Origin of the sequence: Pseudomonas sp. RL_15y_Pfl2_60, from assembly GCF_963970595.1 — a bacterium.
GTDB lineage: Bacteria > Pseudomonadota > Gammaproteobacteria > Pseudomonadales > Pseudomonadaceae > Aquipseudomonas.
This window is the reverse complement of the sequence record NZ_CAXAOE010000002.1, coordinates 247,422-273,672: the sequence shown is the minus strand read 5'-3', so window position 1 is coordinate 273,672 and position 26,251 is coordinate 247,422. Positions and strand designations below refer to the sequence as shown.

The 26,251-nt window shown below is 53.9% G+C and carries 21 protein-coding genes and 1 pseudogene; 11 read left to right on the top strand and 11 right to left on the bottom strand.

The window, feature by feature from the left end:
* Nucleotides 1–26: 26 nt before the first annotated feature.
* Nucleotides 27–2,621, top strand: a complete 2,595-nt coding sequence (gene acnD, locus AACY26_RS06385) for a Fe/S-dependent 2-methylisocitrate dehydratase AcnD (RefSeq protein WP_339512145.1) — start codon at nucleotides 27–29, stop codon at nucleotides 2,619–2,621.
* Between the two features lie 63 nt (nucleotides 2,622–2,684).
* The gene (gene prpF / locus AACY26_RS06380; RefSeq protein WP_339512143.1) at nucleotides 2,685–3,866 is read left to right on the top strand and encodes a 2-methylaconitate cis-trans isomerase PrpF; all 1,182 of its coding nucleotides are present in this window, start codon (nucleotides 2,685–2,687) and stop codon (nucleotides 3,864–3,866) included.
* Between the two features lie 98 nt (nucleotides 3,867–3,964).
* Here the strand turns inward: prpF and ppsR are convergent, their stop codons facing one another.
* A complete protein-coding gene (gene ppsR / locus AACY26_RS06375) occupies nucleotides 3,965–4,783 on the bottom strand; it encodes a posphoenolpyruvate synthetase regulatory kinase/phosphorylase PpsR (RefSeq protein ID WP_339512141.1) in 819 nt (272 codons plus the stop codon).
* A gap of 177 nt (nucleotides 4,784–4,960) precedes the next feature.
* Between ppsR and ppsA the strand changes: the two genes are divergently transcribed.
* The 8 genes from ppsA to AACY26_RS06335 all read left to right on the top strand — a co-directional run bounded on the left by ppsA (nucleotide 4,961) and on the right by AACY26_RS06335 (nucleotide 12,964).
* Nucleotides 4,961–7,330, top strand: coding sequence for a phosphoenolpyruvate synthase (ppsA, locus tag AACY26_RS06370; RefSeq protein ID WP_339512139.1), 2,370 nt, complete (start codon nucleotides 4,961–4,963; stop codon nucleotides 7,328–7,330).
* Between the two features lie 66 nt (nucleotides 7,331–7,396).
* Nucleotides 7,397–8,371, top strand: coding sequence for an alpha/beta fold hydrolase (locus tag AACY26_RS06365; RefSeq protein WP_339512137.1), 975 nt, complete (start codon nucleotides 7,397–7,399; stop codon nucleotides 8,369–8,371).
* 163 nt (nucleotides 8,372–8,534) lie between these two features.
* On the top strand, nucleotides 8,535–9,020 hold the full coding sequence (rraA, locus tag AACY26_RS06360) for a ribonuclease E activity regulator RraA (RefSeq protein ID WP_339512135.1): 486 nt from the start codon (nucleotides 8,535–8,537) through the stop codon (nucleotides 9,018–9,020).
* A gap of 67 nt (nucleotides 9,021–9,087) precedes the next feature.
* Nucleotides 9,088–10,083 (top strand): zinc transporter ZntB, encoded by a 996-nt coding sequence (locus tag AACY26_RS06355; protein WP_339512133.1) that lies wholly within the window; start codon nucleotides 9,088–9,090, stop codon nucleotides 10,081–10,083.
* Nucleotides 10,084–10,138: 55 nt separating this feature from the next.
* On the top strand, nucleotides 10,139–10,387 hold the full coding sequence (locus AACY26_RS06350) for a CrfX protein (protein ID WP_339512131.1): 249 nt from the start codon (nucleotides 10,139–10,141) through the stop codon (nucleotides 10,385–10,387).
* Nucleotides 10,388–11,212, top strand: coding sequence for a mechanosensitive ion channel family protein (locus AACY26_RS06345; protein WP_339512129.1), 825 nt, complete (start codon nucleotides 10,388–10,390; stop codon nucleotides 11,210–11,212). It abuts the gene before it with no gap.
* A gap of 86 nt (nucleotides 11,213–11,298) precedes the next feature.
* Nucleotides 11,299–11,889: an RNA polymerase sigma factor SigX gene (sigX, locus tag AACY26_RS06340; RefSeq protein ID WP_339512127.1), complete on the top strand. Its 591-nt coding sequence runs from the start codon at nucleotides 11,299–11,301 to the stop codon at nucleotides 11,887–11,889.
* A gap of 109 nt (nucleotides 11,890–11,998) precedes the next feature.
* Nucleotides 11,999–12,964, top strand: coding sequence for an OmpA family protein (locus tag AACY26_RS06335; RefSeq protein WP_339512125.1), 966 nt, complete (start codon nucleotides 11,999–12,001; stop codon nucleotides 12,962–12,964).
* Nucleotides 12,965–13,054: 90 nt separating this feature from the next.
* Here the strand turns inward: AACY26_RS06335 and cobA are convergent, their stop codons facing one another.
* The 9 genes and pseudogenes from cobA to AACY26_RS06290 form a co-directional block, all read right to left on the bottom strand.
* Entirely contained in the window at nucleotides 13,055–13,792 is a 738-nt protein-coding gene (gene cobA / locus AACY26_RS06330; protein ID WP_339512123.1) for a uroporphyrinogen-III C-methyltransferase, read from the bottom strand.
* Between the two features lie 27 nt (nucleotides 13,793–13,819).
* Nucleotides 13,820–16,534 (bottom strand): nitrate reductase, encoded by a 2,715-nt coding sequence (locus AACY26_RS06325; RefSeq protein WP_445261282.1) that lies wholly within the window; start codon nucleotides 16,532–16,534, stop codon nucleotides 13,820–13,822.
* A gap of 10 nt (nucleotides 16,535–16,544) precedes the next feature.
* Nucleotides 16,545–17,873: pseudogene (locus tag AACY26_RS06320) on the bottom strand (NAD(P)/FAD-dependent oxidoreductase); the annotation flags it as partial.
* A gap of 681 nt (nucleotides 17,874–18,554) precedes the next feature.
* Nucleotides 18,555–18,995, bottom strand: coding sequence for a thioesterase family protein (locus AACY26_RS06315; RefSeq protein ID WP_339512121.1), 441 nt, complete (start codon nucleotides 18,993–18,995; stop codon nucleotides 18,555–18,557).
* 329 nt (nucleotides 18,996–19,324) lie between these two features.
* Nucleotides 19,325–20,014 carry a polysaccharide lyase family 7 protein gene (locus AACY26_RS06310; RefSeq protein WP_339512119.1) on the bottom strand — a complete coding sequence of 230 codons (690 nt, stop codon included), beginning with the start codon at nucleotides 20,012–20,014 and terminating at the stop codon, nucleotides 19,325–19,327.
* Between the two features lie 152 nt (nucleotides 20,015–20,166).
* Nucleotides 20,167–20,961, bottom strand: coding sequence for an ABC transporter ATP-binding protein (locus AACY26_RS06305; RefSeq protein WP_339512117.1), 795 nt, complete (start codon nucleotides 20,959–20,961; stop codon nucleotides 20,167–20,169).
* 15 nt (nucleotides 20,962–20,976) lie between these two features.
* Entirely contained in the window at nucleotides 20,977–21,966 is a 990-nt protein-coding gene (locus AACY26_RS06300; protein ID WP_339512115.1) for an ABC transporter permease, read from the bottom strand.
* 104 nt (nucleotides 21,967–22,070) lie between these two features.
* Nucleotides 22,071–23,450, bottom strand: coding sequence for a CmpA/NrtA family ABC transporter substrate-binding protein (locus AACY26_RS06295; protein ID WP_339512113.1), 1,380 nt, complete (start codon nucleotides 23,448–23,450; stop codon nucleotides 22,071–22,073).
* Between the two features lie 382 nt (nucleotides 23,451–23,832).
* The gene (locus AACY26_RS06290) at nucleotides 23,833–24,147 is read right to left on the bottom strand and encodes a transcriptional regulator (RefSeq protein ID WP_339513102.1); all 315 of its coding nucleotides are present in this window, start codon (nucleotides 24,145–24,147) and stop codon (nucleotides 23,833–23,835) included.
* A gap of 186 nt (nucleotides 24,148–24,333) precedes the next feature.
* On the opposite strand from AACY26_RS06290, the gene AACY26_RS06285 reads away from it, so the two are divergent.
* Complete coding sequence (locus AACY26_RS06285; protein ID WP_339512111.1) at nucleotides 24,334–24,726, top strand: hypothetical protein; 393 nt, start codon at nucleotides 24,334–24,336, stop codon at nucleotides 24,724–24,726.
* A gap of 218 nt (nucleotides 24,727–24,944) precedes the next feature.
* Here the strand turns inward: AACY26_RS06285 and alaC are convergent, their stop codons facing one another.
* Complete coding sequence (gene alaC, locus AACY26_RS06280; RefSeq protein ID WP_339512109.1) at nucleotides 24,945–26,159, bottom strand: alanine transaminase; 1,215 nt, start codon at nucleotides 26,157–26,159, stop codon at nucleotides 24,945–24,947.
* Nucleotides 26,160–26,251 lie beyond the last annotated feature (92 nt).

The window sequence follows — 26,251 nt, the reverse complement described above, 5'->3', positions numbered from 1 at the left end:
ATAACAGACCTGATGAGCTCTGACTGATGAATACCGATTACCGCAAACCCTTACCCGGCACCCAGCTGGATTATTTTGATACTCGCGCTGCGGTTGATGCGATCAAGCCTGGCGCTTACGACAAGCTTCCGTACACCTCGCGGGTGCTGGCTGAAAACCTGGTTCGCCGTTGCGAGCCGTCGATGCTGACTGCAGCGCTGTCGCAGATTATTGAGCGCAAGCGTGATCTGGACTTTCCGTGGTTTCCGGCGCGAGTCGTCTGTCATGACATTCTCGGCCAGACTGCATTGGTCGATCTTGCTGGCCTGCGCGATGCCATTGCCGAAAAAGGCGGAGACCCATCGAAGGTCAATCCGGTGGTGCCGACGCAACTGATTGTTGATCACTCATTGGCTGTCGAGCATGGCGGTTTTGAGGCTGATGCTTTTGAAAAGAACCGTGCGATAGAAGATCGGCGCAATGAAGACCGCTTTCACTTTATCAACTGGACCAAGAAAGCCTTTAAAAATGTTGATGTGATTCCGCCGGGCAACGGCATCATGCACCAGATCAACCTGGAGCGGATGTCGCCAGTGGTGCACGCGCGCGACGGTGTCGCGTTCCCGGATACCTTGGTCGGGACTGATAGCCACACGCCCCATGTCGATGCACTTGGCGTAATTGCAATTGGTGTGGGCGGGCTAGAAGCCGAAAGCGTGATGCTTGGTCGTGCTTCTTATATGCGCTTGCCTGACATAATCGGCGTTGAGCTGACCGGTAAACGCCAGCCAGGCATCACGGCAACAGATATTGTATTGGCGATTACCGAGTTCTTGCGCAAGGAAAAGGTGGTTTCTTCCTACCTCGAGTTCTTCGGCGAGGGTGCTAATGCGCTTACGCTTGGCGACCGCGCGACTATCTCCAATATGACGCCTGAGTTCGGCGCGACGGCCGCCATGTTCTATATCGATGGGCAGACGATTGATTACCTGACATTGACCGGGCGTGACAGCGAACAAGTCAAGCTGGTAGAGAACTACGCCAAGACCACAGGTTTGTGGGCTGACACCCTGACTAATGCCGAATACGAGCGAGTGCTGACATTCGATTTGTCGACAGTGGTGCGCAATATCGCGGGGCCGTCCAATCCACATCGTCGCGTACCGACTTCTGAGCTGGCAGCCCTGGGGATTAGCGGTGTCGTCGAGAACGATGAAGGCTTGATGCCGGATGGCGCGGTAATTATCGCGGCGATTACCAGCTGCACCAATACCAGTAACCCGCGTAATGTGATTGCTGCTGGATTGATCGCGCGAAATGCGAACGAGCGCGGCCTGACACGCAAACCTTGGGTAAAAACATCACTGGCGCCGGGTTCAAAAGCCGTTCAGCTTTACCTCGAAGAAGGCAAGTTGTTGCCCGAGCTTGAAAAGCTGGGTTTTGGCATCGTCGGTTTTGCTTGCACCACCTGCAATGGCATGAGCGGTGCGCTTGACCCGGCGATTCAGAAAGAAGTGATTGAGCGTGACCTGTACGCAACAGCGGTATTGTCAGGTAACCGGAACTTTGACGGCCGTATTCATCCCTACGCCAAACAAGCCTTCCTGGCCTCGCCGCCACTGGTGGTTGCCTACGCGATTGCCGGCACCATTCGCTTTGATATCGAAAAAGACGTGCTGGGCATCGACAAGCAGGGTAATCCGGTCACCCTGAAAGACATCTGGCCGTCGGATGAAGAAATCGATGCAGTGGTAAATGCAAGCGTCAAGCCAGAGCAGTTCAATCAGGTTTACATCCCGATGTTTGCCATTGAGGAAGATACCGGGCCCAAGGTCAGTCCGCTGTATGAATGGCGTCCACAGAGCACCTATATTCGTCGCCCTCCATACTGGGAAGGCGCGCTGGCGGGTGAGCGTTCACTGAAGGGGATGCGTCCTTTGGCGGTGCTGCCAGACAACATCACCACTGATCACTTGTCGCCATCCAACGCCATTATGCTCAACAGCGCCGCTGGCGAGTATCTGGCGAAAATGGGTTTGCCTGAAGAAGACTTCAACTCCTACGCGACCCACCGTGGAGACCATTTGACTGCACAGCGTGCAACCTTTGCCAACCCTAAGTTGATCAATGAAATGGTCAAGGAAAATGGCGTGGTTAAACAAGGATCGCTGGCGCGGATCGAACCGGAAGGTACTGTCACGCGGATGTGGGAAGCTATTGAGACTTACATGCAGCGCAAACAGCCGCTGATCATCATTGCCGGTGCGGATTATGGCCAAGGATCGTCGCGCGACTGGGCTGCCAAAGGCGTGCGGCTGGCTGGTGTCGAGGCCATTGCAGCTGAAGGCTTCGAGCGCATTCACCGCACCAACTTGGTCGGTATGGGGGTTTTGCCGCTTGAATTTCAGCCTGGTGTAACGCGTCACACGTTGGGCATCGACGGCACTGAAACCTATGACGTCGAAGGCCAGCGTACGCCGCGCGCTAACTTGACCTTGGTGATCAACCGCAAAAACGGTGAGCGAGTCGAAGTGCCTGTGATTTGCCGCCTGGACACCGCCGAAGAAGTCTCGATTTATGAGGCGGGTGGTGTATTGCAGCGCTTTGCTCAGGACTTCCTAGAGTCTAGCGGCGCGGTGTAAATCTTTTGTTTGCCCTGCGCTGCGCCACAGGTGCCGCGTAGGGGTTATTCAGGACATATCGAAATGGCTCATGCTCCGCAACAAAAAATAGCCGCGACTTATTATCGAGGCGGTACCAGTAAAGGCGTATTTTTTGCGCTCGATGATTTACCCCTTGCAGCGCAGGTTCCAGGTGCGGTTCGGGATGCGCTATTGCTCAGGGTTATTGGTAGTCCAGACCCCTATGCCAAGCAGATTGACGGAATGGGCGGAGCGACCTCAAGCACCAGCAAGACCGTCATTGTTTCGAAAAGCCAGCAACCTGGACATGATGTTGATTACTTGTTCGGCCAGGTTTCAATTGACAAGCCTTTCGTCGACTGGAGCGGAAATTGTGGCAATTTGTCAGCCGCGGTCGGTCCCTTTGCAATTCGCAGCGGCATGCTTGATTCGGCGCGTGTTCCGCGCGATGGCATCGCGATCGTGCGAATCTGGCAGGCCAATATTGGCAAAAGCATCATTGCCCACGTACCTATTACCAATGGTGAGGTGCAGGAAACTGGCGACTTTGAGCTGGACGGCGTTACTTTCCCAGCGGCTGAAGTGCAGCTTGAGTTTATCGACCCTGCTGACGACGAGGAGGGCGCTGGCGGTTCCATGTTCCCGACCGGTAATCTGGTCGATGACCTTGAGGTGCCCGGGGTTGGTGTCTTGCAGGCGACCATGATCAATGCTGGTATTCCGACCATTTTCATCAATGCGCAAGAAATTGGTTTCACCGGCACTGAATTGCAGGATGCAATCAATGGCGATGCCAAAGTTCTGGCCATGTTTGAGTCCATAAGAGCCCATGGTGCCTTACGCATGGGACTGATCAAGCATACCGATGAGGCGGCTAAGCGCCAGCACACACCCAAAGTGGCTTTTGTAGCTGCGCCAGCCGATTACACCAGCTCAAGTGGCAAGGCTGTGGCCGCAACTGATGTCGACCTGCTGGTCAGGGCGATGTCGATGGGCAAGTTGCATCACGCCATGATGGGCACCGCTGCGGTGGCGATTGGGACTGCTGCGGCAATTCCCGGCACCCTGGTCAACCTTGCTGCCGGTGGTGGCGAGCGCACCAGTGTGCGCTTCGGTCATCCATCGGGAACCTTGGCCGTAGGAGCCGAGGCCAAGCAAGTCGATGGGCAGTGGTCGGTTGCCAAGGCGATTATGAGTCGCAGTGCCCGGGTCTTGATGGAAGGTTGGGTGCGCGTGCCGAGCTAAAGGCGGGTTAGGGCTCCGTTTGTCCTTGGCCTATGCTGCGCTAGGGATTGAGCAAGGTGCTGGCCTGGGCTTGCACCTTGCTGTTTGCGCTCATGTGGTTATTTCAGACGGCGCTCAACGCCTTTTTCAACGAGGATCTTTGCTGAAATCTCCTCGACAGAAAAATGGGTTGAGTTGATGAAGTTAATGTTGTCGCGGCGAAACAGGTTTTCTACTTCACGCACTTCAAACTCGCATTGGGCAAAGCTCGCGTAGCGACTATTGGGTTTGCGCTCGTTACGAATGGCGGTGAGACGATCCGGGTCGATGGTCAGGCCAAACAACTTGTCTTTGTACTTTTTCAGTGCAGCAGGCAGTTGCAGGCTTTCCATGTCGTCCTCGGTCAGCGGATAGTTGGCTGCCCGAATACCGTATTGCATGGCCATATAGAGGCAGGTTGGGGTTTTGCCACAGCGCGAGACGCCCACCAGTATCAAATCGGCCTTGTCATAATAATGTGTGCGCGCGCCGTCATCATTATCAAGGGCAAAGTTGACCGCCTCGATACGCTCCATGTAATTGGAGTTATGGCCAATGGAGTGCGATTTACCGACTGAATAGGATGAGTGCGAGCTGAGCTCTTGTTCGAGCGGGGCCAGGAACGACGAGAAGATGTCGATCATGAAACCTTCGGACTGGGCCAGGATCTCGCGGATGTCACCGTTGACAATGGTATCGAATATAATCGGGCGAACGCCGTCTGTTTTCGCAGCTTGGTTGATTTGTAGTACCATTGCGCGCGCTTTTTCTGCGCTGTCGATGTACGGTCGCGTTAGCTTGGTGAAGGTGATAGTTTCAAACTGCGCCAACAAGCTTTGACCCAGGGTTTCGGCAGTAATGCCGGTGCCGTCAGAGATAAAAAATGCTGTCCGTTTCATTTGCGCTGTGGGCCTTAAGCTGAGAACGTTTTTTGGCTATCATAGGCCCCGAATTGCGGGCCTTAACAGGTTTGCATTGTTACTTATTTTCCAGGGCCAGGCCACAGTCACGCGGATAACCCCGTGCACTTCCCCAGCCCCTTGAGCTTTTCCAACACCAGAACTGGAGAGATCACCTTGGTAGAGTACGTAGTTTCCCTCGATAAGCTCGGCGCACATGATGTTGAGCACGTAGGGGGCAAGAACGCCTCCCTTGGCGAGATGATCAGCAACCTTGCCGGCGCTGGCGTTTCGGTTCCCGGTGGTTTTGCCACGACCGCCCAGGCCTATCGCGACTTCCTCGAACTGAGCGGCTTGAATGCTCAGATCCATGCTGCGCTTGACGCATTGGATGTTGATGACATCGCCGCTTTGTCGAAGACGGGCGCTCAGATTCGCCAGTGGATCATGGAGGCCGAGTTCCCGGAAGAGCTCAATAGCCAGATTCGTACTGCGTTCGCGGCAATGGCTAACGGCAATGACAACATGGCGGTGGCTGTACGTTCCTCAGCTACCGCTGAAGACCTGCCAGACGCCTCGTTTGCCGGTCAGCAAGAAACCTTCCTCAACATCCGTGGTGTTGAAAACGTTATTCGTGCGGCGAAAGAAGTATTTGCCTCGCTGTTTAACGATCGTGCTATCGCTTACCGCGTCCACCAAGGCTTTGACCACAAGCTGGTCGCCTTGTCTGCTGGCGTTCAGCGCATGGTTCGCTCTGAAACCGGGACTGCGGGGGTTATGTTCACCCTGGATACCGAGTCCGGTTTTCGCGACGTAGTGTTTATCACCGGTGCCTATGGCCTTGGTGAAACAGTGGTGCAGGGCGCAGTCAACCCTGACGAGTTCTATGTTCACAAGGGCACGCTGGAAGCCGGTCGTCCAGCTATTTTACGTCGCAACCTGGGTAGCAAAGCTATCAAGATGATCTACGGCGACGAAGCCAAGGCCGGTAAGTCGGTCAAGGTGGTGGATGTTGATCGCGCTGATCGTGCACGTTTCTGTCTGACCGATGCCGAGGTGACCGAGCTGGCCAAGCAGGCGATGATCATCGAGAAACATTACCAGCGCCCGATGGATATCGAATGGGCCAAAGACGGTGATGACGGCCAGTTGTATATCGTCCAGGCGCGTCCGGAAACAGTAAAAAGCCGTTCCAGCGGCAACGTCATGGAGCGTTACTTGCTCAAAGAAACCGGCACAGTGCTGGTTGAAGGCCGCGCTATCGGTCAAAAAATCGGTGCGGGCCGCGTACGTATTATCAAAGACGTCAGCGAAATGGATAAAGTCCAGCCGGGCGATATCCTGGTGTCTGACATGACCGACCCGGATTGGGAACCGGTCATGAAGCGTGCGAGCGCTATCGTCACCAACCGTGGTGGCCGTACTTGCCACGCCGCCATCATTGCGCGTGAGCTGGGCATCCCGGCTGTGGTCGGTTGTGGGAACGCAACTGAGTTGCTGCAGGACGGTCAGGGCGTAACGGTTTCCTGCGCGGAAGGTGATACTGGCTTCATCTTTGAAGGTGAGCTGGGCTTCGATGTGCGCCAGAACTCGGTCGATGCGATGCCCGATCTGCCGTTCAAGATCATGATGAACGTCGGCAATCCAGACCGCGCATTTGACTTCGCCCAGCTGCCAAACGCGGGTATCGGCCTGGCGCGTCTCGAATTCATCATTAACCGCATGATCGGCGTCCACCCCAAAGCGCTGCTCAACTTTGACGGCCTGCCAGCCGATATCAAAGACAGCGTTGAAAAGCGCATTGCCGGTTATGACGATCCAGTCGGTTTCTATGTCGAGAAGCTGGTTGAGGGCATCAGCACCTTGGCCGCCGCTTTCTGGCCAAAGAAAGTCATCGTGCGCCTGTCTGACTTCAAGTCGAACGAATACGCCAACCTGATCGGCGGCAAGCTGTATGAGCCAGAAGAAGAAAACCCAATGCTGGGTTTCCGCGGTGCTTCGCGTTATATCAGCGAAAACTTCCGTGATTGCTTCGAGCTTGAATGCCGCGCGCTGAAGAAAGTGCGCAATGAAATGGGCCTGACCAACGTCGAAATCATGGTGCCTTTCGTGCGCACGCTGGGCGAGGCGAGCCAGGTGGTTGACTTGCTGGCGCAAAATGGTCTCAAGCGCGGTGTGGATGGCTTGAAAGTCATCATGATGTGCGAGTTGCCTTCAAACGCGATTCTGGCTGAAGAGTTCCTCGAATTCTTCGATGGCTTCTCGATTGGCTCCAACGACCTGACTCAGCTGACCCTGGGCCTGGATCGTGACTCGGGTATCGTTGCGCATCTGTTCGATGAGCGTAATCCGGCGGTTAAAAAGCTGCTGTCTAACGCCATTCAGGCATGCAACAAGGCAGGCAAGTACATTGGTATCTGTGGCCAAGGGCCTTCGGATCACCCGGACTTGGCGCGCTGGCTGATGGAGCAGGGCATTGAGAGTGTTTCGTTGAACCCTGACTCAGTACTTGAAACCTGGTTCTTCCTGGCGGAAGGCCAGGCCTGATTAATCGCTAACCCTTCAAAAATAAGGGTGGGACATGTTCCCACCCTTTTTTGTGTCAGAGATAAAATGCAAAGCAGTAGCGAGTTATTTCCCGTCGCCCTGATCAGTGCCGAGCTGCGCGGTGATTTGAGTGAAGATGTCTATCGTCTCAAGCCCGGCAACAGCCCCGACTCCAGTGTTGAGCTGGTTGTAACCCGTCTTGGCCGCTCAGCTCAGGATCAGCACTGTGGTGCGCCGGTAATTCTATTGCACGGCAGCTTTTCCAATCGTCGGTTCTGGTATTCGCCCAAATGCATAGGGCTTGGCCCCTATCTGGCGCGTGCAGGCTTTGATGTGTGGATAGTGGAAATGCGCGGGCACGGGCTCTCGCCGCGCAATCAGAACTATTTATTCAATCGGGTCAGCGATTACGCGCGCTACGACTTGCCAGCGATTACCCGGTTTGTTCACGAACAAAACCCGCAGCCTGTACATTGGCTGGGCCACTCTCTTGGTGGTACTACAATCGCGGCGGCCTTGGGAGGGCGTTACCTTGATGAGTCGCTGATTGCATCTGTTGCGCTATTTGGCAGCCAGGTCAGCCGCAATTACTGGCCATTGAAAATCCCGCCATTGGTCTGGGGCATTAAGTTGTTGTTAAAGCGCTTGCGCGTGCTTTCAGGTTCTCGATTTAAGCGCGGCCCTGAAGATGAGCCAGTTGGCGTGGTTCTTGAGTCGTTGCGCTGGTATGGATTGTTTGGCCGATTTGGTGATGGCCAGGATGATTGGTGGACGGGGTTGGCTGAGGTTCAACTGCCGGTTTTAGCCGTCAGTGCGCAAGGCGATGATCAGGACCCGGCATGGGCCTGCCAGAAGTTATTCGAGCAGTTTGCTTCGCCCAGTAAAGAGTTCCTCTGTTTAGGCAAGGAGCAAGGCTTTAGCAGTGATTTTGGACATATTGAAATGTTGGTCAGCAAGGCTGCGCAAAGCGAAGTCTGGCCGCGGGTCGAGCAATGGCTCAACCGTGTGGCCACTTTGAACGAGCTGCAACAAGCTCACTAGAGCGTTTTTGCGTTTTTTGCATTGGTTGTCAATGGTGGTCTGTAGGCGTTGACTGCGCTAGGCTGGGCGTTGACATCTGCGGTCCAGGTTAGGCTCGCACAGTGGCGCAAAGCTGTTAATCAACCGCTTTATAACGATTTTTGATGGGTAAAGGAGCTTTCTCATGCATTACATCACCCCTGATTTGTGTGACGCCTACCCCGAGGTTGAAGTTGTTGAGCCGATGTTCAGCAATTTCGGTGGTCACGATTCCTTTGGTGGCGAAATCGTCACGGTTAAGTGTTTCGAAGACAACTCGGTGGTCAAGGAACAAGTCGAGCTGCCGGGCAAAGGTAAAGTCATGGTGGTGGATGGTGGCGCCTCGATGCGCCGCGCTTTGCTGGGTGACATGCTGGCTGAGAAAGCCGCCAAGAATGGCTGGGAAGGCATTATCATTTATGGCTGCGTGCGTGATGTTGATGTGCTGGCGCAAACGGCCGTTGGGGTCCAGGCCCTGGCCAGTCACCCAATGAAAACCGATAAGCGCGGCATTGGTGACCTTAATGTGGCGGTGACCTTTGGTGGCGTGACTTTCCGTCCGGGCCACTTCGTTTACGCTGACAATAACGGAATTATTGTTTCGCCAACCGCATTGGCCATGCCTGAGTAAATTTGGGTCGCCTATTCGTCGCTCGCGGCTAGCGAGGCATAAATGGTATTTAGCTTTGGAGTCGTGAATGTCTGAACAAGACAATCAGCAGTGGGGGTTGGTCCATGCCTATGTGCTGGACGGCAAGGGCGGAGGACGTCCGGTCAGCTATGACGAGCTTACCGACTTGGTGTTGGCCGATCAGGAAAGCCTGTGGCTGCACTGGGATCGAAGTCATCCACAAACGCAGAACTGGCTACGTAAGGAAAGCGGGCTTAATGAGTTCGTGTGTGACCTGCTGCTCGAAGAGAACACCCGCCCACGCTTCCTGCAACTGCCGGAAAGCAAGATTCTACTGTTCCTGCGCGGGGTTAACCTGAACCCGGGTGCAGTGCCTGAGGATATGGTCTCGCTACGTATTTTCGCGGCGGCCAAGCGTGCGATCAGCCTGCGCATGCGCCACTTGCGGGCGGTTGAGGACTTGCTCGTTGATCTGCGCGCAGGGAAGGGGCCAAAGACCTCCTCGGAGCTTATCCTGGCCCTGGCGGATCACATGACCGACAAGATTGAATCGCTGGTTAGTGATTTTGCTGAAGGTATTGATGAGCAAGAAGAGCAAATCGATAACGATCCCAGCTTTGAGCCTGACCACGATACCTTGCTGCAAATGCGTCGGCGGGCTGCGGGCTTGCGTCGCTTTCTGGCGCCGCAACGCGAGGTATATGCGCAGCTCACGCGCAATCAGCAACCTTGGTTTGTTGCTGATGATGCGGACTACTGGAACGAGTTGAATAACCGTTTGACGCGTTATATCGAGGAGCTTGATCTCACCCGGGAGCGCATTGGCCTGGTGCTGGAGGCAGAGGATCGCCGTCTGGATGTGAAGATGAATCGCATCATGTATCGCTTCGGCATCATCACCGGGGTATTTTTGCCAATGAGCTTCCTTACCGGCCTGCTAGGAATCAACGTGGGCGGGATTCCTGGCTCAGAGAACCCGTATGGCTTCCTTGTCGCCTGCGCGATCATGGTGGTATTGGCGGTGCTTCAATGGCTGTTGTTCCGACGCTTGCGCTGGGTTTGATGTGACTTGTCTTGTTGTTAATGCGTCGAAACAGGACATCAGTAGAGGTGCGTAAATGCACGATCCATTTGAACAATCACTGCGCGATATGCTCAATTCGCAGTCGCCATCCGATCACGATGACGATGCGACGCTCAATCGCGTATTGAAAACGGCAAATCGCCAAGTGGGTGCGGGGGATATGTTCGCGCTCATGGGGCATTGGGTTGAGGCGTTGATGATCGCCCTGAACAAGGGCTCTGCACACCTATCTCCAGTTTCACGCCGCAAACCAACTGCTCGTACTACTAATAAGGCTGAATAAATGGAACTCGATCCTTGGACTCAAAGCCTGGTGGCGGCCATGACCGCTCTGTGGACTAAAGTCGCTGGTTTTATTCCAAACCTTTTTGTCGCGCTGATTCTGGTGCTGATCGGCTTTGTGCTGGCCAAGCTGCTCGATACGCTGATCTCCAAATTGCTCGGGAAGGTCGGCCTTGATCGCCTGATGGCGGGCACTGGCTTGACCAAATTGCTCAGCCGTGCCGGCTTCCAGGTGCCCGTTTCGACATTAATCGGGCGCATCGTCTACTGGTTCATTCTGCTGATCTTCATGGTATCTGCTGCTGAGTCTCTGGGCTTGGAGCGGGTATCTGCAACGCTTGATGTGCTGGCGCTGTATCTTCCAAAAGTATTTGGCGCCGCGCTGGTGCTGGTTATTGGTGTGCTGCTGGCGCACTTGGTAAGCGGCATTGTGCGAGGTGCGGCCGACAGCGTGGGCCTTGAATATGCCCATGGTGTTGCGCGTATCGCCCAAGGCTTGGTCATTATCATCAGTATTTCAGTGGCCATTGGTCAGCTTGAGGTGAAAACCGAGCTGCTCAACTACGTCATTGCAATCGTGCTGATTACCATCGGCTTGGCCGCCGCCTTGGCGTTGGGGCTTGGCAGTCGTGAGATCGCCGGGCAGATCCTTGCTGGTATTTATGTGCGTGAGCTGTATCAAGTGGGGCAACATGTCCAGGTCGATGATGTCGAAGGGCAGATTGAGGAAATCGGCACAGTGAAGACGACGCTCCTTACTGATGCCGGAGAACTTGTCTCAGTGGCGAACCGCATCCTGCTTGAACAGCGGGTGCGCAGTCACTAGACCCAAATTCTGCTAATCTATGCCGCCCTCCAGCAGGCTGTTCGCAGCTGATGGCGGCTTTGACCTGACTGTCGGTCCGACTCGATTTGAATAAAGCCCAATCGTTGCCTATGCGTTATGACCCACTCGAGCTCACAGATGAGGAGCTTGTAGTGCGCGCGCATAGTGAGTTGTTCCACATCACGCGCGCTTATGAAGAGCTCATGCGTCGCTACCAGCGCACATTATTTAACGTCTGTGCGCGTTATTTAGGGAACGAACGTGATGCGGATGATGTCTGTCAAGAAGTGATGCTTAAAGTGCTTTATGGTTTAAAGAACTTTGAGGGCAAGTCTAAGTTTAAGACTTGGCTGTACAGCATTACTTATAACGAGTGTATTACCCAGTACCGCAAAGAGCGACGTAAACGTCGCTTGATGGATGCCTTAAGTCTCGACCCTCTAGAGGAGGCGTCTGAAGACAAGACGCCTGAGATAGCGGAACGAGGTGGTTTGGACCGATGGCTGGTACATGTAAATCCGATTGACCGTGAAATTTTAGTGCTACGCTTTGTCGCAGAGCTAGAGTTTCAAGAAATAGCGGATATTATGCACATGGGGCTTAGTGCAACGAAAATGCGTTACAAAAGGGCCCTTGACAAATTGCGTGAGAAATTTGCGGGTATCGCCGAAAGTTAGTTCGGATGCAAATATTCTTTGGCATAAAGGCAAGTTCTGATAAACTTGTCGAAGTTCTGCGTGTCTACCTGTACGTAGTGCAATCAATCACCAAGATGGGGATTTACGGATGAAACTTAAAAACACCTTAGGCGCAGTCATTGGCTCCTTTGTCGCTGCTTCTTCCATGGGCGTGATGGCTCAAGGTCAAGGCGCAGTCGAGGTGGAAGGCTTTGTGAACGAGTACTTCACCGACTCGAGCCGCAACTTTGCTCACGATGAAGGCAGCCAGTATGGCGGCTCCATTGGTTACTTCCTGACCAAGGATGTCGAACTGGCTCTGGCATATGGCGAATACCATAGCCTGAACGGTGACAAAGCGCTGGGTAACAAAGACATCAAAGGCAACATGACTGACCTTAAGGCTTTGTACCACTTTGGTGAGCCTGGCCCAGGTCTGCGCCCTTACGTTTCTGGCGGCTTCGCCCACCAGAGCATCAGCAACGTTGCTTCTAGCGGCCGTGATCATTCCACTTTCGCCACTGCTGGCGCTGGTGCGAAGTACTACTTCACTGAAATGCTCTATGCCCGTGCTGGCGTTGACGCGCTGTACAACATCGACCAAGGCGAAACCGAATGGCAAGCTGGCGTTGGTGTTGGTCTGAACTTCGGTGGTTCCAAGCCAGTTGTGGCTGCTGCTGTAGTTGAGCCAGAGCCAGCTCCAGTTGTTGAAGAGCCAGCTGAAATCGTTCGTGTTGAGCTGGACGTTAAGTTCGACTTCGACAAGACTCAGGTTAAAGAAGAAAGCTACGGCGACATCAAAAACCTGGCTGACTTCATGAACCAATACCCACAAACTTCTACTACCGTAGAAGGTCACACTGACTCCGTTGGTACTGACGCTTACAACCAGACTCTGTCTGAGAAGCGTGCTGACGCAGTTCGTGACGTACTGGTTAACCAGTACGGTGTTGGCGGCGAGCGTGTAAACGCTGTTGGTTACGGCGAGTCTCAGCCAGTTGCGGACAACGCTACTGCTGAAGGCCGCGCTATCAACCGTCGCGTTGAAGCTGCTGTAGAAGCTGAAGCCAAGTAATTGGTTTAAAGCTGAAATGAAAAACCCGGCTTCGGCCGGGTTTTTCTTTGCCCAGGATTTAATACTGGCAAGGACTCAATCGTCAGGCTATCAAGCGCTTAATTGATTGAGTTGCGCTGAGCTGTTGCTCGCGACCTCGCCAATAATCAGGATTGCAGGGCTTTTGAGCCGGAAGTCCTGCGCGTCATCGAGCAGTCGATCGAGTGTGCTGCGTCGTTCACGCTGCTCAGGCAGTGAAGCATTCTCGATCATCGCAACTGGCATTTGAGCACGCATGCCAGCCTTGATCAGTTGCTGTCGAATATCCGCTAGCTTGGCGACTCCCATATAAACCACCAGCGTTGTGCCGGCTGCTGCCAGTGCCTGCCAGTTAAGTTCGCTACCGTCCTGGGTGTGAGCTGTAACCAGACTGACTCCGCGCGCAACGCCGCGCAGGGTCAAGGGGATTGCACAATTGGTCGCTCCGGCCAGGCCAGCTGTGATGCCATTGACCAGCTCAGCCTGTATTCCCTGTGAACACAGCCAGTTATATTCCTCGGCGCCCCGTCCGAAAATGCACGGATCGCCGCCCTTGAGGCGAACAACGCATTTGCCTTGGCGCGCATAACGCAGCATCAGGCGCTGGATAAAGTCTTGTGGTGTCGAGCGACAGCCACCACGTTTACCAACGGTGATGACGCGCGCCTGTGGGCAGTGCTCAAGCACAGCTGGATTGACCAGGTCATCAATCATCACAACCTGCGCCTGGTTTAGCGCACGAACAGCTTTGAGAGTCAGGAGTTCAGGGTCTCCGGGGCCTGCGCCCACCAACCAGACTTTAGTGCTCATACAAACCTCGCGTAATGGCTTAGCCGTTCAGCAAACAGCAAGTGCTGTCTGCAGCAGTCGTTTAATTTCAGGTACACAGGAGCCGCAGCTGGTACCGCAACCCAGGTTTTGTTTCAGTTGGTTCAGATCCATGCCTTGTTCAATAGCGATGCAGATGGCTTGCTGGCTGACATTCATGCAATTGCACAGGGTTTTATTGCCATCGCTATTGCCTGGGCGTGGTGTTGCGGACAAGGGGGCAAGCAGCCAGCGACGTAGCTGATCGTCGATCTTTTCCTCACGCCACATGCTTTTAAGCCAGTTTTGGGCGCTGGTTTCTCCCGCCAGGCGGAGTGCGATGATCCGTCCAGAATCCAGGCGAACGCGTTTGCCTATGGCGCGCTTGGGGTCGTCATAGGCCAACGCCAGTCCTGAGTCGATATTGAGTAGCTTGTCTATGCTTGCGAGTAGTTCTTCACTGGGCGCAATTGTGTTGGCTGCACGAATTTGCAGGGCAGGGTGCTCGGAGCCGGTCAATGTGAAACTGGCATAGGCAAAAGCCTCAAACAAGGGGCGAAGTTGCTTGAAGCGCTTTTGGACGTCGCCTTCGACCAAGGCAAAGAAGGTCCAGGGCAGCTCGACTTTATCGATATCGACAGTCGCATGCTTGAGCTCAGGTTGTTTTGAGTGAGGGTCGAACTCGGGCTGGGTTAATACATTGGTACCCAAACCCTTGAGAAAACGATTACCCCAGTGCATTGGCAAATATGCCTGCCCCGGACGGATATCGTCATCGGCTTGTACCGGTACTATCAAAGAGCCGCGGCGACTGCGCAGCTTTATCAGCTCGCCATTATTCAGTTTTCTGCGGCGCAATTCGTCAGAATGCAGGCTCAGCACTGCTTCTTCTACGTGACCAAACAGGCGAGCAGCCGTGCCGGTACGGCTCATGCCATGCCAGTGATCGCGTAAGCGCCCGGTATTGAGCACCAGTGAGTAACCTGTATCAGTCGTTTCGACCGGCGCGCAATAAGTTTCAGCATGAAACTGCGCCCGGCCATTGGCCGTGGCAAATACATGATCCTGATACAAGCGGGCCGTTCCCTGTTGCGCACCTTTGGGGAATGGCCATTGTTGCGGCCCATTTTGGTCGAGAATGGCGTAGCTAAGGCCGCTCATGTCCAGATCACGGTTTTGGGTCAGGGCCTTGTATTCATCGAACAGGTGCTCGGGCTTGGTAAAGTTGAACAGGCTCGGCAGGCCAGGGCGTATCAGCGTCTCGAGCTTACGGGCAAACTCACAGGCTATTTGCCAGTCCGCTTTGGCTTCAGCAGGCGCGGCTATTGCGCTGCGAACATGGCTAATCCTGCGCTCAGAGTTGGTCACGGAACCTTCTTTCTCGCCCCAGCTACTTGCGGGTAAAAGCAGGTCGGCATAGGCACAGGTTTCGGTGGTGAAGAATGCTTCCTGAACCACAACAAAGGGACAGCTGGCTAATGCCTGGTGGACCCGGGTTTGATTTGGAAGTGATTGCGCAGGGTTGGTGCAGGCAATCCACAAGGCCTTGATTTTGCCGCTGTGTACCTGGTCGAACAGTTCGATTGCACTGAGGCCTGGTATTTCAGGCAGTGCATCGACTCCCCAATACAGTGCAACTTCGTTTCGATGTTGCGCATTGTCTGCTTCTCGGTGCCCCGGCAACAAGTTGGCGAGACTGCCAGTTTCGCGTCCGCCCATTGCATTGGGCTGGCCGGTAAGGGAGAAGGGGCCTGAACCCACTTTTCCAATCTGTCCGGTGGCTAAGTGGAGGTTAATCAGGGCGCTGTTTTTCGCGGTGCCAGCCGTTGATTGATTGAGCCCCATGCACCACAGCGAGAGAAAGCTATGAGCCTGGCCAATCATCTGGGCACAGCTGTTTAATTGTGCTTCTGAAATACCACATATGTCCGCAACTGCTGCTGGATTGAAGTCCTGGACCCGCGCTTTAAGCGCATCAAAGCCATCTGTATGTTGGGCGATAAAGTCGTGATCCAACATGCCTTCCAACATCAAGATGTGGAGGATGCCGTGGAATAACGCCACATCTGTGCCGGGCAGTATGGCTAAATGCAGGTCAGCGGCGTCACAGGTATCAGTTCGGCGTGGGTCGACCACTATTACCTTTATTTCTGGGCGCTTTGATTTGGCTTCCTCAAGGCGGCGAAACAGCACCGGATGCGCATAGGCCATGTTGCTGCCGGCGATGAGTATGCAGTCGCTGAGTTCTATGTCTTCATAGTTGCAAGGCGGGGCGTCTGCACCGAGGCTGCGTTTATACCCGACCACAGCAGATGACATGCACAGCCGCGAATTACTGTCGATATTGTTGGTGCCAACCAGCGCACGTGCGAGCTTGTTGAATGCGTAATAGTCTTCGGTAAGCAACTGGCCAGAGATATAGAATGCCACGCTGTCCGGGCCATGGTCTTTGATTGTCTGGGCGAATACCCGAGCGGCATGATCAAGGGCGCTGTTCCAATCGCAGCCTGTAGGGGGCTGGGATTTCTCCAACCGTAGTTGTGGGTATAAACCCCGTGCGTCAATATCGCCGGTCAGGTGCAGGGTTGCGCCTTTGCTGCATAACTTGCCACGGTTTGCAGGATGCGCAGGGTCACCCGAAACGGCGATGATCTTGTCACCGCTGTGCTCGATCAATACACCGCAACCCACACCGCAGTAACAGCAAGTTGAGGCCGTTACCCGGGTGTTTTCAGCACAGCTCATGATTATGCTCCAGCCCATCGGTTTGGATGGCTGTGGCTATGTTGTATTTGCAAACACCGCTATTGCCGCATATTTCCGGGCTGTCGGGCGTGCTTACAGTTTTATTTTGCCCCTGATGGCCGACATCGCGAGTGGCGTTTTCGCCAAACATCAGGTGGTCGCGGGCCTGGCTGATGTTGTGCTTCTCGCGTATTTGCCGAAAATACCAGCCGCCATCGGCTGTATCGCCATATAGGCAGGCGCCGACAAGCACGTCATCACGAATCACCAGCTTCTTGTAGATGCCGCCAATGGGGTCCGACAGGGTAATGGTTTCGGTGCCTTCGCTGCCGATAAATTCACCGGCTGAGAACAGGTCGATGCCCGTGACTTTCAACTTGGTTGATGTCACAGAGCCTTGATAGCGCGAGTAACCCAGTTGAGCGAGATGATTGGCACAAACCTTGGCTTGCTCAAATAACGGCGCAACCAGGCCATAAGCGGTGCCTCTGTGATTGGCGCATTCACCAATCGCATAAATCCTGGGGTCAAAGGTTTGCAGGGTGTCATTGACCAGGATTCCGCGATTGCAGGCGATCCCTGAGGCTTCTGCCAACTGGGTGTTGGGGCGTATACCGGCTGCCATCACCACCAGGTCGGCGGCAATCACGTCACCGTCTGTGAATTTAACCGCACAAACTCGACCTTGGCCATTATCGAGCAGCTCGGTCGTCTGCTTTGACAGCATGAATTTCAGGCCGCGATCTTCAAGGGATTTTTGTAGCAACTTGCCTGCTGTGCTGTCGAGTTGGCGCTCAAGCAGGGTCTGGCCAATGTGTACGACTGTCACATCCATGCCGCGCAGCTTTAGCCCATTGGCAGCCTCTAGCCCCAATAATCCACCCCCTATGACTACAGCATGGCTGTGGGTTTGGGCGGTATCCATCATCATTTGTGTATCGGCAATATCCCTATAGCCGATGACGCCTTCAAGCTTGTTGCCCGGTATTGGCAACATAAAGGGAGTAGAGCCCGTTGCGATGAGCAGGCGATCGTATAGTGCAGTGCTGCCGTCGTTGGCGGTTACCAGGCGCTGGGAGCGATTGATCTGGGTAACTTTACGTCCCAGTAACAGTTTGATGTTGTTATCAGCGTACCAACTGCGCTGGTTTAGCACTATGTCATCAAAGGTCTGCTCGCCAGCAAGCACAGGCGAAAGCAGGATTCGATTGTAGTTGGGATGTGGCTCGGAACCGAATACCGTAATGTCATAAAGCTCGGGACTGAGTTTGATCAACTCTTCCAGGGTGCGAACCCCCGCCATGCCGTTGCCGATCATCACTAACTTGAGCTTTTTCATCCCGACTTTCTCCCGGATAAAAAATGCAGAAAACAAAAAAGGCGTCCCGCCAGTTACCTAGCGAGGACGCCTTTGTCCAAGTCCCGTTCTATCGGGAAGAGCAGTCTTCTTCGTTGAAGATCGCGCTTTATTTAAATTGTGAGAATGCTTATGCAGGCTGTGTGCCAAGTAAGCTAAGCCAGTGGTTTAGCCTGATTTGCTCAATAAGGAACCTTAAGGCGCAGTTGTTGTGCACTGCTTTAAAGCGCCTTGCTCAGTTGCAGTGCGTGCAAGTGGGGGCTGGGTTAGCAACCCACTCGGCTGGGCGGATTGTGAAGCTGCTATAGGGTATGGCTTCTGTTCAGGCACATAACGGCGTTTGCAGGCTGCAGCGTTACATGTGATGCCGTGTTATCCAGTGATTGTTTAAGCGTCGCGTGGGTTGGAATGGGCAGTGCGAGTAGCGCGATGGCGAGAAAATTGGTTGTTAGCCCAGCCAAGCGGGTGTGGCTCAATGTGATCGGCATTACAGTTCCCCCTGCTTTGTAATGGAGCGCTTAATACATAAGAATGCATAAAAGCGAAGCAGAGGGTTTGTGCGAAGTGTCACTTTCTGCAACGCCTTTTTACGTTGCATTAAGTTTATGCATTGAATGTGCCGTTATGGCGGCTTTGGAAATTACCGAGCCCGGTATTACGGCGTTATATCCAGTTAACCCGTGGAAACTTATCACTGAATGCGCCGGGCATTTGCGCCACCTGACTTGTTTTATAGTTGAAGAATACAAAACCCGACTTGGCCATTGCTATTAAGCTTTGATCGGCTGGCCGTGTAATGCGAAAGGTAATATCGCCACCGTATTTGTTGAAATCCATGACCCCGACTTCAAACAACAGCTGATCCCGTGCATGGGCTTCTGCTCGATAAGTGGTGGCCAGGTCGGTGACGATTATCCCGACCCCTTCTTCGCTCACCTCCTCGATACCAAAGTCAAACAGAAAGCGGGCGCGGGCTTCGGAAATCATGGAGATCATCGAGTCGTTACCAAGGTGGTTGGCCGCATTGATGTCTGTTACGCGCACGGTCAGCTGGGTGCTGAAGCAAAATTGATCATGGGGAAAGTTAAGTGTCAGGCGGGCCATAAGTACTCATCGACAGCCGCAGCTGTTTGGGCATGGAAAAAACCCTATTGTACGGCGCCGGCTGGATGATGGGCAGTCACATTTCAACTGCCCAAAACCAGGCTTAGGGATCCTCTGTAAAATGTAACGAGCAAGATAGGCCAAGGTACAACGACCAGCCGGAGTAACAACCAAAGGCTGGCCCGAAGGGCGAGGGGAGCGCGTCGAAAAAAGCGAAGTAACGGCCGAGGTCGCGCTCGACTTTAAGTGTTGTAAGTGAGCATTTTGAACTGTTTTTAACGCAGCATGGGCTACCCAGTAATATCGAGCGCAGTCGTTTCCAGCTATTCCTAGTGGCGGTGCAAGGTATTGAGTGAATAGAAGGTTACGCGCCCCCCCTCGATTGAATAGCCCTGGTTGTCTTGTATATAGGCGCCCGCTTTGTAATACAGCAGTTGTCGGCTCCAACTGCTGCTCAATTGTTTATAAAACGAACCATTGTCGCCGCTGCTTTTCACCGTCACGCCTAAACGCCCGGTCGAGGTAATGCGAAGCTGGTAGCTGAAGCGTTCATTAAGGTCGACGTTTTCTGCCAGAAGTATATTTCGTACCGTCGAGCTTCCCGGCTGTGCTCGATACAGAAGTTCGAGCCTTCCCGTACCGTTTTTATAATGATATTGCAGCTTTACCAATGGGTCATTTTCACTTCCGGGCTGATCCTTGCTGTGGATTTGACCGACAATAACTTTGTTCTTGCTTGGCACCACGTTGACCGCCAGTACGGCATTTAAATAGTTATCACCATCTTTGTAGTACCAGTTGTGCAATGTGCCATCGGCATAGGTTTCCCGTAGTTCGCTACGCGGGTAACTGGCATCCTCGGTGCGTGAGCCGGTTACAGGCACCCAAAATACGACGGTTTGCTTACCATCATTGCGAAAATATTGGCTCGAGTAACCGCTTTGTATACGGGCCGCGCTGATTTCGGTGGGGGTTGGAGGTGTTGGGACAGATAGATTCCAGGTGGACAGATCAAACACATTAGGTCCTTAGAGGGGCGCCGCTCAGTGAACAATTTAATTGCAACTGTTCGGCGACCTTCGCTGTGCTAGGTTCAACGTATCTGACCAACGGACTGCAAACCGTTGTTCTAGAGGGCTTATGGCATCTATTTGACATTAGCCTATCTGCTTCAAGCTGCAGGGCGATGTTGCTTTTGATACAGGAATTCAAGCACTGCGGCGCGATACTCGTGATAGCGAGGATCGTGAGCCAAGGCCATGCGCTCACGGGGTCTGGCCAGGTCGACCTGAAGAATCTCGCCGACTGTTGCCGAAGGCCCGTTGCTCATCATGACAATGCGATCGGAGAGCAAGACTGCTTCATCAACATCATGGGTGATCATGATTACGGTGTTGCCGAGATCGGCGTGAATTTCCATCAGTGAGTCCTGCAGATGCGCACGGGTTAGGGCATCAAGTGCGCCAAAGGGTTCGTCCATCAACAGGATTTTTGGCTGCATAGCCAGGGCCCGGGCAATACCGATACGCTGTTTCATGCCGCCGGATATCTCGCTGGGGCGTTTGTCGCGGGCGTGCGTCATGTGCACCAGCGCCAAGTTGTGCTCAATCCACTCACGCATCTGCGCTTTGCTTTTGCTGTTTTTGAATACTTGGCGCACCGCCAGTTCGATGTTTTGGTAGCAACTGAGCCAAGGCAGCAGGCTATGGTTCTGAAACACCACGGCGCGCTCAGGGCCGGGCGAATTGACTTCGCGGTTGTCGAGAATCACCCCGCCAGTGGTGGCTTGATACAGCCCAGCAACAATATTGAGTACGGTGGACTTGCCGCAGCCCGAGTGACCAATCAGTGAGACAAATTCGCCCTTGGCAATTTTCAAATCAACATCCTTAAGCGCGCAAAACAGGCCTTTATCCGTCGGGAAACTAATGCCTACGCCTGTCAGTTCAAGGTGTGCAGTGTTCATAAAATATCCTCAGTGTTAGCGCAGGTCAGCGGTTTTGTCCCAGCTCACATATTTTTGCAGGGCCAGCATCAGCCGGTCTAAAGCAAAGCCGATCAAACCAATCACAATTACGGCAACCATGATTCTGCCAAGCGAGTTCGAGCTGCCATTTTGGAACTCGTCCCAAATGAACTTACCCAAGCCAGGGTTTTGCGCGAGCATTTCAGCGGCGATCAACACCATCCAGCCAGTTGCCAGTGACAAGCGCAGGCCAGTGAAAATCATCGGTATGGCGGCTGGCAGGACGATTCTTCGTATATGGCTGAGCGGTGACAAACTGAGTACACGGCTGACGTTTTGCAGGTCTTTATCCAGGTTCGCGACGCCAACAATGGTATTGATTACCGTCGGCCACAGGCAGCACAAAGCGACTGTCACGGCCGAGGTGATAAATGACTTGGCAAACAACGGATCGGTGCTGGTGTAGACCGCGCTGACCACCATGGTCACCAGTGGCAGCCAGGCCAATGGTGATATGGGTTTGAATATCTGGATCAGTGGATTAATGGCGTTGTACAGAGGCTTGCTCAGGCCGCAAACAATTCCCAGTGGAATGGCTATCAGTGAAGCAATGATAAAGCCGGTCATGACCGTGTAGAGGCTGGTGATGATTTGCTTGAAGAAGGTTGGTTTGCCGGTGTAAGAACGGATCTTTACCTCAGCCTCCGGGTTTTTGCTGAGCAGGGTGGCATTGCGTACTTCCTGGCGTTGATAGAATGCCGCTTCACGCGAGGCTTCGCGTTGGTGTTCGGCCACCAGGTTGCTGAACTGTCTGGCGACTTGTGCAGGCCCAGGAAAGGTTCCCAAGCTGGTATTGATGCTGCCGGCAATCATTTGCCAGAACAACAGAAATGCAGCTAGCCCAATAACTGGCATCAGCAGGTTGGGCAGCCAGCGCTTGAATGCCGCGCTACGCGCGCTCTTCACGGTCTGGGTAATTTGTTCGGAGATGGCAGGGTTACTCATCGTCCAATCCTCGGCTTATACAGCCTCCAGCAAAGCTGAAGACGGGTTATCTGGTGGCACTGAGCCGCAGGGGCGGTTGCAGTGCTCTAATTGTCACAAGCGCCTTAGAGCACTGAGTCTTGCTTCAAGCCAATTTTCATTTGTTCGATATAGGCGTTGGGCTTGCGCCCGTCGTAGGTCAGACCATCGATGAATTCATGGGTCGGCGCGCGAAATCCGCTTTCATTCGCAGCTGGAAAATCACTGGCTTTAGCCTTGCCTTCAGCGATCAACTCCTCGGCAGCCTGGCGATATACCGCGGGTTGGTAGACCTGCTTGGCGATATCGAAATACCAGCTGTCTGGCTTGGACTCGGCGATTTGCCCCCAGCGGCGCATTTGTGTGAGGTACCAGATTGCGTCGGAGTAAAAGGGGTAGGTGGCGTTGTAGCGAAAGAACACATTGAAGTCCGGCACGCTGCGCTTGTCGCCTTTCTCGTATTCGAATGTTCCGGTCATGGAGTTGGCGATGACTTTGGCATCGGCACCCACGTATTCAGGGCGTGACAGAATATCCACGGCCTCCTGGCGGTTGGCGTTATTGTTTTCATCCAGCCACATGGCGGCGCGGATCAGGGCCTTGACTAGGCGCTTGTGGGTTTCAGGGTTGGCATCGGCCCATTTTTTAGATACCCCGAGGACTTTCTCCGGGTTGTTTCTCCAGATTTCATAGTCGGTGATGACTGGTACGCCTATGCCTTTGAACACCGCTTGCTGGTTCCAGGGCTCTCCCACGCTGTAGCCATTGATGGTCCCGGCTTCCATGGTCGAAGGCATTTGCGGCGGAGGTGTGACCGAGAGCAGGGCATCGGCATTTAATGTGCCGGAAATATCGCCCTTGGCAGGGGCGTAGTAACCGGGGTTGATTCCGCCAGCCGCCAACCAGTACCGCAGCTCGTAGTTGTGGGTGGACACGGGAAAGACCATGCCCATGTTGAACGGCTTGCCTTCAGCCTTATAGCGCTCGATAACCGGTTTTAGCGCGGCGGCGCTTATGGGGTGAACCGGTTTACCATTTTCCATCGGGATGTGCTTTTTCATTTCAGCCCAGACCGCATTGGAAACAGTGATGCCGTTGCCATTGAGGTCCATGGAAAACGCAGTGACAATCTGCGCCTTGGTGCCAAAGCCGATTGTTGCGCCAAGTGGTTGGCCGGCCAACATATGTGCGCCGTCGAGCTCGCCAGTGATCACCCGGTCGAGTAGTACCTTCCAGTTCGCTTGGGCCTCAAGGGTGACATACAGGCCTTCGTCCTCGAAGTAACCTTTCTCATAAGCAATTGCCAGGGGCGCCATGTCAGTGAGCTTGATAAAGCCTAGTTTGAGCTCTGCTTTTTCTGGCTCTGCAGCACTGCTAAAAGGCGCAGCGAGTACTAGAAGCGCGGCGCAGCTGACACGGGCCAAGGCCTTCTTGAATAATGAGCACGGTCGTATGGAATGGCGCATTGAAATTCCTCAGCTATCAGAAACGAAAAAAGACGTCTAAACCTGCACGCGATAACAATGCGTGCAGCCTTGACGTCTTTGTCTATTTCGTCTCGATCACCGTCGTTGGCGACCCGAAGACGGATGTAGTGAGGTTATTGCAAGGCCCTTGCCAGACTCCGGCTCAGATGCTGTATGAAGATTTTTATATAAGATAAAAAGTCATTAAAAACAATAAATTACCTATGTATTTTAAAGTTGAATAGAGATTTTGCTGGCGGCTGTACAAGCATCAATAGCGCTCGGCTCTGAGCCAGGCTGGTGCGTGGTTCATTAGCGTGCCGCCTAACGTGCGCAATAACAGCGCAGCGATTGACCTGGCTTTTGGGTGCAAGTACAGGACTTAGCTGGCTGGGCGTTTGCGAGGCTCCTCGACGAAGTCCTTGAGCCAGCGCAGGACTTCAACAGCTTCCCAGCGCGTGGGGTCGAACATCGCATAGACCAAGCCCTGGTAGCCAACAACATCAAGTGGCCGGTGATATCCCGCACGCTGGAGAAGCGCCTCTATTTCCGCAAAGCAGGTGTTGAAGTGCAGCCTGTTGAAGGGGGTTTTGCCTTCAGTGACTATCCCTTCAAGGTGAAGCTCGTCCACTGTGGCCCGTACTTTTTCCAGGGGCATTAGGTTAACTGTTTGTTTTAATTGCATTACGTCCAGCATCGTTGCGCTCCCAATCAAGCCTGTACGGTATCTGTCAGATGGCGTAAATGAGTTTAGTACAAAAACACTGTACAAATAAACAGTATTGGTTAATAGTCTTGCCATCGCGCTGCAAATTTCACTCATTGCGATGGCCTGAAGGTAACCAAGCCCCAGCCCATCGTTTAGGCAAAGGGGTAGCAAACAATGCAACAGATGCTGATGACAGTTTTGGTATTGGTCATGCTCGGCGGATGCGCGCAACCATCTCTTGAGCAACCCAAAGCCAATGGCACCTATTTAGTGATCGACAATAACGATGCTTGGGCCGTGGTCATTTCTGATGGCAAGCGGGTTGAGGAGCACGGATTAGTTGTGGATGTGATCGGTATGCCTGCAAGGGGCGCCGCCGTGGCCAACAGCTATGTAATTGACACACCCAATTGCGGGCGCGTGCAGTGGATGGCGCAACATGATGATGTGGTCGATGGCGCGACCAGTTTGATGGCGCTCAGCTACAACAAGGCGTTGACTGCGTCCAATTGCGTGATCGGGGAAGGCGTGAGCAGCATCTGGACTGTGCTTGATTATTCAAGCTAATGAATCTCTGAAAACCTACTGCGCTCGATATTACTGTGCAGCCCTTGCGTCGTTGAAAAACGGCTCACAGCCTTTCGGTTGAATGAGCTTCAGTTTGGCCCCGATTAGACCACTAAGGTCGAGCGCGACATTTTTCAAAGGATCTCTAAACGACGAGCGCCCGGTAATCATGGATTACCGGGCGCTCGCTGTGAATGGATGCTGTAGGTTGCTGGGCGTTACTTGATGGGCTGGGCAAGCACGCCATCGGTTCTGAACATATGCTTGATGCCGCGCAAGGCCTGACGAATGCGATCCTGATTCTCGATCAAGGCGAAGCGCACATGGTCATCACCATAATCGCCAAAGCCAATGCCCGGTGAGACGCAGACCTTGGCTTGCGCCAGCAGTTTTTTAGCAAACTCCAGTGAGCCAAGCTCGGCATAGGCCTCAGGTATCTTGGCCCAGACATACATTGAGGCCTTCGGATTCTCAACCATCCAACCCAGCTCATGCAGGCCTTTGACCATTAAGTTGCGCCGCTGCCGGTACTGCTCGGCAATGTCGCGTACGCATTGCTGGTCACCCTCAAGTGCGGCGATAGCAGCCACTTGTAGCGGGGTAAAGGTGCCGTAGTCGTGATAGCTCTTGATTCGTGCCAAGGCATTAACCAGTTCCTTGTTGCCAACCATGAAGCCAATCCGCCAACCAGCCATGTTGTAGCTCTTGGACAGGGTGAAGAACTCCACGGCGACATCCTTGGCGCCCGGAACCTGCATGATCGATGGCGCCTTCCAGCCGTCATAGACGATATCGGCGTAGGCGAGATCGTGCACCACCAACACGTCATATTGTTTGGCCAGCGCCACTACGCGCTCAAAGAAGTCCAGCTCGACACACTGCGCCGTCGGGTTGGATGGGAAACCCAAAATCATCATCTTCGGCTTAGGGATGGACTCGCGAATGGCGCGCTCCAGCTCAGCAAAGAAATCGACACCTGGCACCAGCGGCACTGAACGTACCTGGGCGCCAGCAAGCACGGCACCATAAATATGGATCGGGTAGCTGGGGTTTGGCACCAGTACCGTATCACCATGATCCAGCGTCGCTAGCATCAGGTGAGCCAAGCCTTCTTTGGAGCCGATGGTGACGATGGCCTCATCTTCAGGATCGATATCCACCTGGTAACGGTCGGCATACCAGCGTGAGATCGCTCGGCGCAGGCGCGGAATACCGCGCGAAGTCGAATAGCCGTGGGTGTCTTCACGCTGGGCAACAGTGCAGAGTTTTTCAACGATATGGGGAGGCGTCGGGCCGTCTGGGTTGCCCATGCTGAAGTCAATGATGTCCTCGCCACGGCGACGGGCTGCCATCTTCAGTTCAGCGGTGATATTGAAAACATAGGGAGGGAGACGATCGATGCGCGCAAAGCGGCGCTTAGCTTGCTCAGCCATGTAAACCTCAACGTACGTAAGCGCCCGGAACCGTCCGAGCGACGCTGGCCACTGCGGTGGCCGGTGATGAAGATATACGCAGTGAGCCAGGG